Annotated in this window: 15 protein-coding genes and 1 pseudogene; 12 read left to right on the top strand and 4 right to left on the bottom strand. The window is 34.1% G+C overall.

Annotated elements, in window-relative coordinates:
• Positions 1-210 precede the first annotated feature (210 nt).
• Positions 211-504: a hypothetical protein gene (locus tag EV203_RS12235; protein WP_011026224.1), complete on the top strand. Its 294-nt coding sequence runs from the start codon at positions 211-213 to the stop codon at positions 502-504.
• Positions 505-1,475: 971 nt separating this feature from the next.
• A complete protein-coding gene (locus EV203_RS12230) occupies positions 1,476-1,889 on the top strand; it encodes a hypothetical protein (protein ID WP_011026222.1) in 414 nt (137 codons plus the stop codon).
• A 29-nt stretch (positions 1,890-1,918) separates the two neighbouring features.
• Here the strand turns inward: EV203_RS12230 and EV203_RS13475 are convergent, their stop codons facing one another.
• Positions 1,919-2,497: a hypothetical protein gene (locus EV203_RS13475; protein WP_011026221.1), complete on the bottom strand. Its 579-nt coding sequence runs from the start codon at positions 2,495-2,497 to the stop codon at positions 1,919-1,921.
• 55 nt (positions 2,498-2,552) lie between these two features.
• Between EV203_RS13475 and EV203_RS12220 the strand changes: the two genes are divergently transcribed.
• The 8 genes from EV203_RS12220 (at position 2,553) to EV203_RS13465 (ending at position 10,283) form a co-directional block, all read left to right on the top strand.
• Complete coding sequence (locus EV203_RS12220; protein ID WP_207910897.1) at positions 2,553-3,122, top strand: metal-dependent hydrolase; 570 nt, start codon at positions 2,553-2,555, stop codon at positions 3,120-3,122.
• Between the two features lie 385 nt (positions 3,123-3,507).
• Positions 3,508-4,707 carry a hypothetical protein gene (locus EV203_RS13470; protein WP_165911615.1) on the top strand — a complete coding sequence of 400 codons (1,200 nt, stop codon included), beginning with the start codon at positions 3,508-3,510 and terminating at the stop codon, positions 4,705-4,707.
• A gap of 67 nt (positions 4,708-4,774) precedes the next feature.
• Positions 4,775-4,993, top strand: a complete 219-nt coding sequence (locus tag EV203_RS12210) for a hypothetical protein (RefSeq protein WP_132040802.1) — start codon at positions 4,775-4,777, stop codon at positions 4,991-4,993.
• 74 nt (positions 4,994-5,067) lie between these two features.
• Entirely contained in the window at positions 5,068-5,607 is a 540-nt protein-coding gene (gene nusG / locus EV203_RS12205; RefSeq protein ID WP_132040801.1) for a transcription termination/antitermination protein NusG, read from the top strand.
• Between the two features lie 20 nt (positions 5,608-5,627).
• Positions 5,628-7,793, top strand: a complete 2,166-nt coding sequence (recD2, locus tag EV203_RS12200; RefSeq protein ID WP_132040800.1) for an SF1B family DNA helicase RecD2 — start codon at positions 5,628-5,630, stop codon at positions 7,791-7,793.
• Positions 7,777-9,252, top strand: a complete 1,476-nt coding sequence (locus EV203_RS12195; protein ID WP_132040799.1) for a single-stranded-DNA-specific exonuclease RecJ — start codon at positions 7,777-7,779, stop codon at positions 9,250-9,252. Before recD2 ends, EV203_RS12195 begins: the two co-directional genes overlap by 17 nt.
• A 97-nt stretch (positions 9,253-9,349) precedes the next feature.
• Positions 9,350-9,829, top strand: coding sequence for a Flp family type IVb pilin (locus tag EV203_RS12190; RefSeq protein ID WP_132040798.1), 480 nt, complete (start codon positions 9,350-9,352; stop codon positions 9,827-9,829).
• Positions 9,830-10,109: 280 nt separating this feature from the next.
• Positions 10,110-10,283, top strand: a complete 174-nt coding sequence (locus tag EV203_RS13465; RefSeq protein ID WP_165911617.1) for a hypothetical protein — start codon at positions 10,110-10,112, stop codon at positions 10,281-10,283.
• Positions 10,284-10,418: 135 nt separating this feature from the next.
• Here the strand turns inward: EV203_RS13465 and EV203_RS12185 are convergent, their stop codons facing one another.
• From EV203_RS12185 to EV203_RS12175, 3 genes and pseudogenes are all read right to left on the bottom strand, one after another.
• Positions 10,419-11,540, bottom strand: a complete 1,122-nt coding sequence (locus tag EV203_RS12185; RefSeq protein ID WP_132040797.1) for an RNA-guided endonuclease TnpB family protein — start codon at positions 11,538-11,540, stop codon at positions 10,419-10,421.
• Positions 11,534-11,940 (bottom strand): annotated as a pseudogene (tnpA, locus tag EV203_RS12180) (IS200/IS605 family transposase). The gene EV203_RS12185 and the pseudogene tnpA overlap by 7 nt, the downstream one beginning before the upstream one ends.
• Before the next feature lie 447 nt (positions 11,941-12,387).
• Positions 12,388-12,957: a hypothetical protein gene (locus EV203_RS12175; RefSeq protein WP_132040796.1), complete on the bottom strand. Its 570-nt coding sequence runs from the start codon at positions 12,955-12,957 to the stop codon at positions 12,388-12,390.
• A 331-nt stretch (positions 12,958-13,288) separates the two neighbouring features.
• Between EV203_RS12175 and EV203_RS12170 the strand changes: the two genes are divergently transcribed.
• Positions 13,289-13,741, top strand: a complete 453-nt coding sequence (locus tag EV203_RS12170; RefSeq protein ID WP_132040795.1) for a Holliday junction resolvase RecU — start codon at positions 13,289-13,291, stop codon at positions 13,739-13,741.
• A gap of 77 nt (positions 13,742-13,818) precedes the next feature.
• Positions 13,819-14,052: a hypothetical protein gene (locus EV203_RS13460; protein WP_165911616.1), complete on the top strand. Its 234-nt coding sequence runs from the start codon at positions 13,819-13,821 to the stop codon at positions 14,050-14,052.
• The last annotated feature ends 75 nt before the right edge of the window (positions 14,053-14,127 follow it).

Here is a 14,127-nt window from a genome sequence, read left to right as displayed (position 1 = left end):
CCTCGTGGCTGCCGAGGGTGAACCCAGCCGGCAGGCACGCAGTTGCGCAGCAAAGCAGGTTCAAATCCTGCCTGCCCGTGTAAAGAATTAAGCTCACCTACCGTAGGTAGAAGGAGCAGAGGGGCGGTGACTTCGCCTCTCTAGGCATTGATAGGCGTTAGGGCGCCTTTTATTTTTTTTTAAAATAAATTGAAATTGGAGTGAGTAAATATGAATAACGGGAAGAAGATGAGTGGGGTATTTTTTGTAGTGACGTTTGCTATTTATTGGCTTAACACTATTTCAATTTTATCTTTGGCAAATGTAAAAAATGAACTAATAAATTATCACATATATATTGCACCAGAAAATAATTTGCAAAGCTATATAGGATGGTCAGCGTTTCTTCTTTTTACAAATATTTTATTAACAGCCTATGCAATAAGCAAAGAAAGCGAAAATGTGTTAACTAAAATTTTTTGGTATATATTACCTACTATTGTCATACTAAGTATTGCTATTTGAACAATTTAAAAACTTTTAATATAACGCCGAAAATAGATGCCAAATTAATTATAACAATAGATAACCAAAAAACAACTTTATGTATGGAAATTTCTTTATTGGTTAAGTATGTAAAGGTTATGCAGATATTAATAAACCAGGATATGATTAGTAAAATAACGGAAAATATATAATTTATACTCTGAGGTAGATTAGTTAGAAAGGTACTGTTATATTTTTCAGTTGTGAAAAAATAGAAGCTTTGCGGTAGATATATTTGGTTATAATGTTTAAGTAATATAATAAATAAAACAAACCATATAAAAGATACAAAAAAAATCACTAAATCCAACTATCTGCTTTAAGAAGAATTTTTTAGTAGTATTTAACAGTACCACCATTATAACCACTAAAGACGATATTGCTATTAAATTAAAAATATAAAAATATGCTTTTAGTAAAGAAAAATATACTGCGTAAATAATAGCAATCATTATTATAATAAAAGCAATGGGATTGTTAGATAGGTCTACAAAAAACGAATCTATTGCTTTTAAAACTTCTTCAGCTATACTTGTGAATATATTATTTTTAGATAATTTGCTAGTTTGTGTAATATTGTGAACGACATTAGTTGATGTGTGTTTTTTACTTTTTTGAGATAAAAAACTTATGATTGTAATTAGCGAAGAAATTATCGATAATAAATTGCCTAAAAGAGTAACAATATACATTGTATATTCACCTGCACTTGAATAAGATTTTCTAACATAATAATCGTTAATTTTTAATATTTATTTTAGTTAACATAGACGCTACTACTAACCTGGTCCCTGCAATTCTATTTTTTCAATAATTTCACTTAGGTAGAGATAACTTATCTACAGTATTACCTGCCTGCATCAAAGCAGACACTGATAGGCGTTAGGACGCTTTTTATTTTTCTTAGCAAACCTGTTGTAAAGTCTAAGAATAAAAAGGATGTGAGCATAATGACAAATAATATTTCTATAACAACAGCAAGCATATTTAACAATCTGATACATGCCATAACATATTTTTCAATTCTTTTTGCTGAGTTTATTATAATAGCAGGGAGTTTTGTTATAGTTATAATTATTATCTTAGGTCTTCCGTCCATAACAGACAAAGAAAAAGAACTTGAAAATTTATCTGAAAAAGAAAAAGAAGTTGTAATTGAAAAAGTTAAGACTAGATGGGCTTTTTCAGTTTTTTTTGGAGCAATACTATCTAATGCCTTATTCTTATACACAAAAAACCTATTATGCTGCACGCTGACTAGCATAGCAATAAGCGCCTTGACTTTTTTGTGCTGGTTATACATGAACTTTAAGGATTATAAAAAAATACATTTTTTATTAAGTAGAGTTTTTATTAAGGAATAATTGTAAATAAAAATATTTTGTTACTCATGTTAAGGCAAGAAAAAAGATTTTATAAAGTAAGGTATATACCCTACCAAAAACATAACAACAGAAATAGGTATAAAAACCCATGTAAAAAGAAAAGACATTTTAAATGTAATTATGTTGAAAAATTCTTTTATCAAGTCAACATAATTATTGTTTAATAACAAAATATATCCAAAACCAATCCAAGCACAACTGTATGCAAAAGTAAGCTTATCTACTGCAATTGTGATATATGAATCTTTTATAAGGTCATCCCAACATTCTTTGTATGTATTATAATGGTTAAATCTGTTAACATAATAAAATAGGGCTTTTAAAGATACTACCAAAACATAAAAAAGCAGAAAAACAGTTTCAATATTACCATATGTAAAAAACGCTAATGTAAGAAATTTTATGAACAATACTATCGTTTTTTTGTACTCCTTAAATTGATTTAAAAATAGAAAAAATATATTAGGATAAAAATACTTAAAAGTAAATGATATTATCAGAATTGTGAAAAACCTATATGTTGTTTTGTAAGAATTTCTTGAAATATTTTTGAATAAGGAAAAAATGGCAGATAATAACGTATCCATAATTCACTCTCCTTTACAAAAAAGTTACAAAATATTTCTCTATAAATACTATCGGATGGAGTTGATTAAAATGTTAGGGCGCACACACATGGCAGTAGCACTTGCAGCAACAGCTCTCCTCACAAAAGATCCTTCACAGCTGCCGATTAATTTAGCTGTTGCTGCTGCAAGCTCACTTTTACCTGACATAGATACACCGGGTAGCATGTTGAGACACAAGTTAAACAAATATACAGGAGCATTAACTTTCCCTGCACTGATAGCTGCAGGGTATTTTTTATTTAAATACAAATACTTTTTACTGCTAAGTCTAATATTGTACTTAACCTATATAGGGCTTGCTTTTATAGGCCCTCACAGAGGTTTTACACACTCTCTTGCAGGCTTTTTATTTTTTACATTTATTTTATTTATGTCAGATAGGACTATTCTACCGCCTGCACTAATAGGTTATACTACACACCTTGCAACAGATCTGTTCACTCCATCAGGTATTCCTGTGCTTTATCCCTATAACAAAAGTTTTAAAATACCTCTGGTACGTACAGGTTCAATACTAGACATTTTAATTGGACTTGCGTTCGGCCTTATGTTTATAGCTGTACTTTTTCAAAAGTTCATATAAGACTTTTCAGGGGCGTAACAAAACGTCCCTTTTTTATTGAGGGAGGGCGCACTGCACAGGCTGTTCGTCCCCCTTGGGCCTGTGTATTCGTCCTCCTGCGGGTCAAAAAAAATCTCTCCCCAACTTTTATTTATTTTTGCAGCCAGCTGGCTGCCTTTTTTGTTTTTTAAGGGCCTTCTTACGCACTACATAACTTTTCTCCCTTAAGAAGGAACTATGACTTTATGAGGCATCAAATTAACCCTCCGAAACGTCATTTTGTCCCTTCGAAGGGACAAAATGTTAACTCTCCGAAACGTCAAATTGTCTTTTCATGTTAGACGTTGTTTTTTTTAGTCAATTTTAAGTTTTTGCTGAAAAATTTTTAAGTTTAGGAGGTTATTTTATGGAAAATATAAGAAATAATAACTATATTAACCCGGAAGTAAAGAAAATGATGGAATTAAATTTTGAAGGGAATATTATTCCTGCACAGTGGTATAAAAAAATAACCTATCCGTCCGGAAAACCAAATCTCAATGCAATTATTATTTTATCAGAAATTGTTTATTGGTACAGACCCAAAATTGAGAGAAACCCTTATACAGGAGAAGTTATTGGATACAAACAAAAATTTAATGGCGACAAACTTCAGCGTTCGTATCAAAGTTTTGCAGATCAATTTGGCTTAACCAAAAGACAAGTTCAAGAAGCAATAAAATATCTTCAAAAACTAGGTCTTATTAAAGTAGAATTTCGCAATTTGAAGACGGACAAGGGATTAACTTTAACAAATATAATGTTTATTGAACCGGTAACTGAGAAAATAAAAGAAATCACATATAGCGACTTAAATCCGGTTACAGAAACTACGGAAACTACGGAAAAAGAAGACAATGAATTATATTTTTCTCAACCAAAAAATATTCAGCAAGGTCATACTCAAACCTCCCACGTTAGAATGGGGGACCTCTCACATTCTAATGTAATACCTCCTACATCTGTGATACCTCCTACATTAGAATGTAAGACCTCCCACATTAAAACGGAGGACCTCCCACATTCTAATGTGGGAGGTCCTACATTTGAACGGGGGACGTATACAGAGATTACTACAGAGAATACTACAAAGATTACAACAGAGATTATTACAAACAATAACCCACCTGACGGTGGGGTAAATTCCCAGCCTTCGGCTGGTGCTGCTGCTGAAATAAATAAACAATATCAAAAAATCACTGGAAGAGATAAACTGTCCTTTTTTGCTACTCTCTTAAAGAAATATCCTGAAGAGAGAATAACAAATGCTGTAGCTTATTTAGAAAAAGCAGCACTGCAGGAAGAAATTAATAATCCTGAAGGCTTTCTTGTTTCTACACTGAAAAATAACTGGGACATGAACTCTTTTAACCACAAGACGCAAAAAGAATTTACCCCACCCAGAAACTACTTTAACAGCTATACTCAGAGAAGTTATAACGTGGAAGAACTGGAGAAGAAGCTGCTTGAGTACAGCTACAGGAAAGGCAGAGAAGAAAGAAATTTACCTGGTGTTGTAGATAAAAGCATAGAAGAACTGGAAAGAAGACTGCTCGGATACCCTTGACATGCCGCAACAGTAAGTGATAAACATTTTCCCTTCAGAGTTTGAGTAAGAAAGGAGAGTTGCTGAAATGCAGGAAGTACATAAAGTTGCCCTTTCAAGGACTCCAAAAGAGTGGGACAGGCTTGCAAAAAGCACATCAGACTTAGACAGAGCATTTTACTACAATGCTCTAAAAAGACTTGCAGAAGCTCTCCAAAAGGGAGATAAGAGCGAAATAGAGACATGGACTTTCAATGCAGAGGAGCTGAAGAAGCATCTCGAAACAAAGGGCTTATTTACGCTTTAAGCACAGCGAAAAGTATATTTAAATATTGACACAGTTAATTAATAGGTGTATAATTAAACTGAGGAGTGATAAAAATGAGTGAAGTGCAGGAACTAACAAAAACAAAAGAAAAACCAATGTGGTATGTGATTTTTACGTACCACAATGCTGAGAAAAGAGTGAAAGAGCATATTAATAGTCTAGCTAAAACAGAAAAATATAACGGATTAATTATAAAGGCGGAAGTCCCAACGCAAAAAAGGACTGTTTCCAGAAAAGGCAAAATAAAACAAATCGAAGAAAAAATATTTCCCGGATATGTATTTGTCAAGGCAGTTATGACTGATGAGGTTATGGCAGCATTAAGGAGAGTGAACGGCGTAGCACACTTTGTCGGTGGAGGGAATATGCCAGAGCCTATAACTCCGGCGGAAGCAAAAAGAGCAGGACTGACAGACAGTGCAAATGACGAATTCAAGGTGGGTGATACTGTAACAATCATAGACGGGCCTTTTGAAAACTTTATTGGAGAAATCATAGAAGTTAACAGCAGTAGTGTAAAAGTTCGCCTAAAAATGTTCGGCAGGGACTTAGGAATAGATTTTTCACCTGAGCAGATCATAAAAATACAATAATTGCAGGAAGTGGTTGTAAAATGAATCTGCAGGAAATAAAAAACTGCACAATCGAAAAGATAATCTTTGCATCAGACGACGGCTATACGGTTGCAGCCATCCGAACAGAGGACAACAACTTTGTTGCAACCTTCCAGGGCAGTTACAAACAGGGTCAGAAGCTGGATTTGATAGGAGAATGGTACGTCCACTCAAAATACGGCAGACAGTTTAAAGTTGTGTTCGCAGAAATGTCCAGAGAAGTTGAAGAAAGCGACATAGAAATTTTCCTGCAGAACATAAAAGGGATAGGCCCGGTAAGGGCAAGAAAAATAGTTGCAGCATTTGGAAGGGACGCTTTGCAGGTTATTGAAGAAAACCCCGAAAGGCTCAGAGAAATTGGAATACCACAGAGTGTAGTTGATTCAGTAAGTGCAGAAATTACACAAAACAAAGAATTCAACGAAATAAAGCTTGAGCTCTTGCCTCTGGGCTTTTCACTTAACATGATAAAAAAGCTTTATGACCATTACGGCAGCAATACACTGATACAGATAAAAGCAAATCCATATCAAGTAGCTGAAGAAGTTGATGGAATAGGCTTTATTAAGGCCGATGAAATAGCGGAAAAGTTCGGAATAGAGAAAGACAATGCCTATAGGATTCAATCAGGCTTAAAATATACGCTGTACCTTGCAGAAACAGAAGGACACTTATACCTGCCGATTACAACACTATGCAAAGCAGCTTCGGAGAAGATTTTAAAAGTAGGGTACACGAAAGTTTTAGATCAAGCCCTATATTTAACGGCTACGCAAGAGCTTTATGACGATAAAGGGAAAGTGTACCTGCCCAAAAACTTTTACAGCGAAAAGTACATTGCTGAGAAAATTGCTAAGATGCTCAATAAAAAGCCCTGGAGAATAAATAACATTGATGAGCTTATCAAAGAAGCAGAGGCTACAAAAAACATCAGGTATAGTCTAAAACAGAAGGAAGCTATAAAAAAGGCGGTTGAGAATAACATATCCATCATAACTGGAGGGCCAGGCACAGGAAAGACAACGATTGTCAGCGCTCTTCTCTACATCTTCCAAAAACAAGATAAGCTTGCGGCTTTAGCATCTCCTACAGGCAAGGCAGCAAAAAGGCTGGAAGAAGTAACAGGCCACCCAGCTAAAACAATTCATAGATTGCTAGAAGCAAGATTTGATAAAGAATTTAGAAGCGTGAGATTTTTCAGAAATGAGCTTAATCCTCTTGATGAAGATGTCGTCATAGTAGACGAATTCTCAATGGTTGACAATGAACTTGCTGCAAGCCTGTTAAAAGCCTTGAGAGAAGATGCCAAGCTCATCATAATAGGAGACATGGATCAGCTTCCATCAGTAGGCGCAGGAAACGTCTTAAGAGACTTAATTGAGTCAGGTGTAATACCTGTAACAAAACTTGATGTTATTTTCAGGCAGGAAGAAACGTCAGGAATAATCATCAATTCAAAACTCATAAAAGAAGGCAAAATGGTGCGCTTCAATAACAAAGATTTTATCTTCCATGAACTTGTAAGTCCGGAACAGGTTGTAGAAGAGTTTGTAAAAGAACTTGAAAAAGGCAAAACACTTGATGACGTTCAGATTTTAACACCAATGAAAAAGACGGATATAGGCACTCTGGAATTGAACAGGCTGATACAGGAACGAATAAATCCGCCGCATCCTCAAAAAGAAGAAATAACATATGGCAGCAAAATATTTAGAGTCGGGGACAAAGTCATGCAGACTCAAAACAACTACGAAAAAGAAATTTTTAATGGAGACACGGGCTATGTAAAAAGGGCTTATAGAGACGAAGAGGGTCTAAGGCATGTTGTAATAGATTTTGACGGGCGAATAGTCGATCTGGTAGAAGAGGAGCTAAAAGAAATTATTCCTGCTTATGCGATTACGATACATAAATCTCAGGGTAGTGAGTATGATACGGTAATCGTAGTAATTGCAATGAATCACTACATCATGCTGAAGAGAAACCTTCTGTACACTGCTGTTACAAGAGCAAGAAACACAGTAAAAATCTTTGGAGACATGCAGGCCCTTAAAATAGCAATAAATACAATTGACAGCTCAAAAAGGTACACGGCCTTGAAGGAGAGGCTTAAAGAACAAAAAGAACAAATAGAAAGGGGGATTTTATATGCTCTGGAGATATAATCCAAATACAAAAATTGAACTTCAAAGGAAATATCCTGTAACATCCAGCGACTTCCCCCTTTCTGACATTGTCAAAGCTATCTTAACCAGCAAAAGAGTTGCTATATTTGGAGATTATGATGTTGATGGAATTGCCTCTTCACTTATACTCAAAAATGCTTTGGATGTTTTAGGAATCCAGAACAAGATATTTTTGCCGGAAAGAAAAGAAGGATACGGCATAAAACCTCTTCATTTAAAGCGTATAAAGGAAGAGGGTTTTGAAACAGTTGTTACTGTAGATAATGGCATAACTGCTGTTGATGCAGCAAAAGCAGCTAAAGAGCTGGGCATTAAACTAATCATAACAGACCATCACGAACCACAGTACCCTCTTCCCGATGCGTACAAAATTTTTAATCCCAAGCTTTACAAGGACAAATATCAGGACTATGCAGGAGCAGGAGTGGCATATCTAGTGGCAAGAGAACTTTTAAGGCAGAGAAATCTTTCAGTAACTCCTGCAATGATACAGCTTGCAGGCCTTGCAACTGTCGCCGACGTCGTTCCTCTGGACGGAAACAACTGGTACATTGCAAGAAAAGGGCTTGAGCTTATGAGAAAACAGCCCATAAAAGGCATAAAAGAAATCCTGAGAGTTGCAGGAAGAAACCATGAAAATCTCACAGGTTTTGATATAGGATGGATAATAGCTCCTCGAATTAATGCTACAGGACGCTTGAAAAGCCCGCAGATGGGTCTGGAGCTTTTACTTTATGGTACAAATGTTGAAGAAGTTGAAGAACTAAACAGAAAGCGTTTAGAGCTTGTAAATCAGTATTTGAGCCGTATAGAAGACAATGGAAACAAGTTTTTAATATATGCCTTTAAAAACTGTCCTAGAGGCATAACAGGACTTATTGCGGGACGAACTGCTGAAAAATTTCAAAAACCTGTAATGGTAAGCAGTGTAGACGACAGTGGTAAAGCAGTGTCTTCTGTAAGAACTTATGGAGATTTTGATTTAATGGAAGCTTTTAAATACGTATCTGAACATGTAGATATAACCTTTGGAGGTCATAAATCAGCAGCAGGTGTTTCATACAGTATTAGAGATTTAAAAAGGATCCAGAACTTATTGAACGAATACACGGAAGAAAATCCTCCAAAAGAAGAGATAAGAGACTTGGATGGTGTTTTGACGAAAGTACCGGATTTAGAAGAGGTTATGGCTTTTGACAAGTTTGAACCATTTGGCTACAAAAATCCAGAGCCTGCTTTTCTGTTAAAAGGAACGGTTACAGACGTAAGAATAGATCAGGACTGGCAGCTGGTAATTGTCAACGAAGAATTTGGATTCTTTTTAGATGGTACTTACAGAAAAGGTGATGAAGTGAAATTCATTGTGAGCCCGTATATAAAAAACGGATGCGTAAAATTGTGGATTTTAGATAAAAACCCTAAAATTTTAAAAGAATGATTTTAAAAAAAGAATGCTTTTTATGATAAAACATGCAGAACTGCAAACAAATTTTTAAAATTTTGTATTTTAAAAACAAATAAAGAAGGTGTCAAATATGCGCATTTTCAAAAATTTTATAAAAGATGAAAGGGGAACAGCAGAAGAAGGACTGGCACTAATAGCAGTTTTTGCAATAATATTCATTGTAATAACAATAAATAACTCATATATTGACAATAAAATGTTTGGCAGTAAAAGGTATTTTGAAACAAAAGAATATATTATTTCTCTGGAGGACAATTTAGCTCTTTCGGATTCGCCTTTTGTATTGGGAATAGGCAGCATAGATCAAAACATATATTATTTTGTCAGGGTTGTTAAATCTGAAAATCCACTGAGGACTACTGTTTACAAACTTCCTGCCTCTAAATGGGATTTAATTGAAGAAGATAATCTTGATAAACCTTATTTGTACAAAAAAGTAGAAAAATATTATAACCTACTTGCTGGCGGAGTGGTAGAAAAACCACTGGAACAATACATCGTAGTTCCAAAAGGAACGATTAAGAAGACATTTAACAGCGATTTAAAATAAAAAAATTATTAAAAGGAAAAGGGTGTTTAATATGATAATTACTGTAGTTATAACCCTTTTTTGTCTTATATTAGTTCAGATTTATATTGATTTAACACTGTTTAATGCAATGGAGAAAATTGTAAAAACAATGCAAGCCTATAAGGTAACCCTTAATTTTGATCACACATTTATCACTTGGAATTTAAGAATAAACCTTTTTTTACTGATTATATTTTTGTTTTTATTTGCTGCTGTTTTTTTATATTACAAAATAAAGCAAGAGGAAGGATGCTGAAACATGCAAAAAGGTGATGCTCTGGAAGAACTTATAGAAAACATTGCTGTGCAGCTGAGACTGTCAGGACAGGGAATTCTTTTAAAGCAAAATGTTCTGTGGGTTAATTATGGAGGCAAAGTTTTCCCTAAAAAAGGGGCTCCTGTAGACTTTTTGGGCGTTATAAGTGGTTGCTGATTTAGTGAACTACCCACCACCTGAAGAGGTGGTGGGCTTCCTGCTTCATCGACCAGACTTGCTACCGGGGAAGGAATCCCCAGTAGTAGAGGTCCAGGTCTTCCACAGGCGTAAATTCGGGTGGTCCCCACCCTACTAACCGCTTATATAAACAATCCCATAGTTTCTCAAGTTTCTCGCTGCATTCTCATCCCTATCATGAATCGTTCTACATTCAGGACATTCCCATACCCTATCCTTCAGTTTTAACTCCTTGTTGATATATCCACATATACTACACATTCTCGAAGATGGGAATGTCTTATCTACCTCTATTACTCTCCTGCCATACCAATCTGCCTTGTATCTAAGATATTCTAAAAACTTTGACCATGAACTATCAAGAATGCGTTTCGATAATCTTGTTTTTGATAGCCCCTTTACATTCAAACTTTCGACCACCACGACTTGGTTCTCGTCTATGATGGCTTTGGAAAGCTTGTGCAAAAAATCTTCCCTCGCATTCTTTACATACTCATGCTCTTTTGCAAGCCTTTTTCTTGCTTTCTCCCAGTTTTTAGAGCCTTTTTCCTTCCTTGACAATTGCCTCTGCGATTTTTTGAATCTTTTTTCAGCTTTGATAAGGTATTTCGGATACTCAATCTTCAAACTGCCCGTATCATTTGCAATTGTTACAAAACTTTTCAAACCTAAATCTATCCCGCCAATAAAATTCTTTGGCTCTTTTACATCATTTCTTGGGTCTTGTACATCTACAAGTATACTTACATAGTACTTGCCTGCTTTCGTTTTTACAACTGTTGCAGATCTTATTTTCCCTTCAAACCTTCTGTGAAATATTGTTTTTATTCCACTTTTTATCTTTGGTAAATAAATTAATCCTTTTTCAAAATCTACTCTAATTGTTTCATTACCATTTTTGAGTTGCTGGTTGTTTGTTGTGTATGACTGCTTATCTTTCTTTTTCTTAAACTTCGGCATTCTAAAATGTTCGGGGTTTTTGAAATGGTTTCTGAATGCCTTTTCCTGCTCAAGTTGAACATTTGCAAGTGCAAGACTGTCTACTTCTCTCAGGAAAGGGTATCCCTTTTTATATCTTGCTGGAGTTATCCTTGGAATCTTTCTACCCTGTCTCAAGGTTTCAAGCTTTTCTTCTAACATCTTGTTCCATACAAATCTACAACAACCAAAAGTTTTTTCAAAAAATTCTTTCTGAGCTTTATCAGGATATATTCGATACTTATATGCTTTCAGCATTTTCTTTTCTCACCCTGACTCTCGATATATCTTCTAATTACCTCAACTGGAGCACCACCACTTGTCAGTAAACAATAACTTCTTGACCAAAAATATTCCTTCCATAGTTTTTGCTTAATTTCAGGAAATTCTTTTTTATGAGTCTTGAAGAGGCGCTTTTATAAGCATTTATAAACTTGGAAAGTGGTGTTGTAGGAGTCGCCTTGAACAAAATGTGAATGTGGTCTTTATCATGATTCCACTCAACCAAGGTTATGTCGTAATTGGGGTGAATGTACTCAAAAATTTCTTTTAGTCTTTTTGAAATTTTCTCATCTATCACATTTCTTCTGTATTTTGTCACTAAAATCAAATGGTAGTAGAGAAGAAATACTGAATGTTTATTTGAGTCAAATTTCATAATCATCACCAGTTTTATTATATACCGAAACTGAATATTTGTCTACCGCAATTCATCTCCATCTTATAGAAGATGGAGACTTCTTGCGGAATGTTCTGGTTAAAAAATGTAATTAAGAATTTTTAAAGGGGAGTATTTTTATGCTTAGGAATGATAAGAAATTGTTAATAATATCTGTTGCTGTAACATTTTTAAAACAGATTTTTTATGCATTGCTTATTTTACTTGTTGAAACTCCTTTAATTATAATAGGTAAATTGCCATTATCTTTTTTATTGAGAGTCTTTTTATGCGTGTTAAATTCTGCACTCTTTATAAAGTTAATTTCTTACATAATAGATCCACTTAGTGATTTATACTCAGTGTCAGTTATGGTTATATTTATTACCGTACCTTTGGCTTTTTGGAGTTCCCTAAAATATAATTTTATTTTGCTGGGGTTATTGACTACTTTGTTTTTTGCTGTATATTTTTTATTTTTACCTGAAGATAATTAGAATAATATTCCCAGTAGGAATATATTCCAATTAAATGTGAAATTTTTCTTTTTTCTGGATATACAACCAATAGTGATATAACAAAAATTATTATTAAAATAATGCTCAAAATAGTTACAATAAATTTAATGCTTGTCACTTCATTAACGAAGGCATTAACCATATGGTTTATCTTTTGAATAAAATCTTTGCTTAATAGATTTGTAGTTTTACTGTTTATGACAGTATTTATGGTACCTCCTATAAAACCTACCAAAACTCCTACAAGCGTAACAAAAAAGGTATTAATAGCTTCTAAGAAATTACTGGTTACATAAAATAAAAATCCATGGTTAAGTTTGTGTTCATAAAATTCACGAAATAAACGACTTTCAATCTTAATTTTTTCTAATATCTCAATCTTGTCTGATAATTCAAGACCTTTTATTAAATCATAAAGAGCGTTTCTAATTTCAACTTTATCTTTATTTTTTAGGTATGATGACGAAACATTTTTATTAACAGCGTTTATTTTTCTCATAATAAATTAACCTCCTTTTTTCACTATCTCTTTAGTAAATTCGACACGGTCATTATTTTTTTTATTCTGGGGATATTAATCGTTAATAAAAAGGAGATGATAAAATGTTTCAGTGCGCAGCAGGGTTAAGCGCAGGAATTTTTTTGGCTTAATGTTAAGTCTTAATTGTTTTTGCTAATTTTTTTTTTTTTTTTTGAGGAAAGATGAAAAATAAAGCGGACAATTTTGTACATTGCGGTATTAATTACGTACTTTGCAGTCCAGTAATGAAAAAAAGAAAAGACAGTAAAAAATTAAAAAATACAGAATACCAGAAACGGAGTGTTAATAAATGCAGAAAGGTGGTGCATTGGAAGAATTCATAGAAAACATTGCGGTAAAATTGAGGCTGTCAGGACAGGGAATTCTCTTAAAGCAGAATGTTCTATGGGTCAATTATGGAGGCAAAGTTTTTCCCAAAAAAGGAGCCCCTGTGGATTTTCTGGGCGTTGTAAAAGGCATTCCTGTTGCACTGGAGTGTAAAGAAACTACTTCAGATAGAATACAGCTTACCGAATCTCATTTTTCTGGAAAAGAAAAGGCCTTTCTTGAAGACTTTGAAAAAGCCGGTGGGAAGGCTTTTTTAATTTTTGCATTTTGGAAATACAATGCTGTTTATCTTGTTAGATATAAAAACTTTTTATTATTTAATAAAAAAAGCATAACAAACGAGGAGGCCGGAAAGCTTGGTGAAAAAATTGATTTAAACGCTAAAAATTTTTATTCCAAGATTTTAAGAGTATAAAAAATACGAGCATTAAAATTTTTCCAACCAAAGAATCTTTTGAAACTTAAAAAATAAAACAAAGGAGTTGATTAAAAGTGATTCTGGGGGCCATCCTTTTAATATTTTCCCTAATTATAGCATTTAGTGACAAGGACTGGGATGGTACTTTTTCAATGGCTTTGGCAACAGTAGGTCTCCTTGTAATGTTTTTCATGCCTCTTGCTGGTATAAACGAATCAGATGCGTACGTTTACCAAGAAAAAGTAATTTCACAAGAACCTATTTATAGTTTAGAAACAACCACTGCAGTAAATGGAGCATTCCTGTAATGAATAAAAAATAAGGGAGAATGGACTTTGAAAAAATAAGTACCTCCTGATAAAATACAGAGTGTAAGTTTAAGA

Source organism: Caldanaerobacter subterraneus (genome assembly GCF_004345675.1).
Taxonomy (GTDB): Bacteria; Bacillota; Thermoanaerobacteria; order Thermoanaerobacterales; family Thermoanaerobacteraceae; genus Thermoanaerobacter; species Thermoanaerobacter subterraneus.
This window is presented reverse-complemented; position numbering and strand designations above follow the sequence as displayed.

Bases quoted from the DNA above. Each gene is read 5' to 3' on its own strand.
- EV203_RS12235 (WP_011026224.1), top strand. From the start codon at position 211: ATGAATAACGGGAAGAAGATGAGTGGGGTATTTTTTGTAGTGACGTTT.
- EV203_RS12230 (WP_011026222.1), top strand. From the start codon at position 1,476: ATGACAAATAATATTTCTATAACAACAGCAAGCATATTTAACAATCTG.
- EV203_RS13475 (WP_011026221.1), bottom strand. From the start codon at position 2,497: ATGGATACGTTATTATCTGCCATTTTTTCCTTATTCAAAAATATTTCA.
- EV203_RS12220 (WP_207910897.1), top strand. From the start codon at position 2,553: ATGGAGTTGATTAAAATGTTAGGGCGCACACACATGGCAGTAGCACTT.
- EV203_RS13470 (WP_165911615.1), top strand. From the start codon at position 3,508: ATGGAAAATATAAGAAATAATAACTATATTAACCCGGAAGTAAAGAAA.
- EV203_RS12210 (WP_132040802.1), top strand. From the start codon at position 4,775: ATGCAGGAAGTACATAAAGTTGCCCTTTCAAGGACTCCAAAAGAGTGG.
- nusG (WP_132040801.1), top strand. From the start codon at position 5,068: ATGAGTGAAGTGCAGGAACTAACAAAAACAAAAGAAAAACCAATGTGG.
- recD2 (WP_132040800.1), top strand. From the start codon at position 5,628: ATGAATCTGCAGGAAATAAAAAACTGCACAATCGAAAAGATAATCTTT.
- EV203_RS12195 (WP_132040799.1), top strand. From the start codon at position 7,777: ATGCTCTGGAGATATAATCCAAATACAAAAATTGAACTTCAAAGGAAA.
- EV203_RS12190 (WP_132040798.1), top strand. From the start codon at position 9,350: ATGCGCATTTTCAAAAATTTTATAAAAGATGAAAGGGGAACAGCAGAA.
- EV203_RS13465 (WP_165911617.1), top strand. From the start codon at position 10,110: ATGCAAAAAGGTGATGCTCTGGAAGAACTTATAGAAAACATTGCTGTG.
- EV203_RS12185 (WP_132040797.1), bottom strand. From the start codon at position 11,540: ATGCTGAAAGCATATAAGTATCGAATATATCCTGATAAAGCTCAGAAA.
- EV203_RS12175 (WP_132040796.1), bottom strand. From the start codon at position 12,957: ATGAGAAAAATAAACGCTGTTAATAAAAATGTTTCGTCATCATACCTA.
- EV203_RS12170 (WP_132040795.1), top strand. From the start codon at position 13,289: ATGCAGAAAGGTGGTGCATTGGAAGAATTCATAGAAAACATTGCGGTA.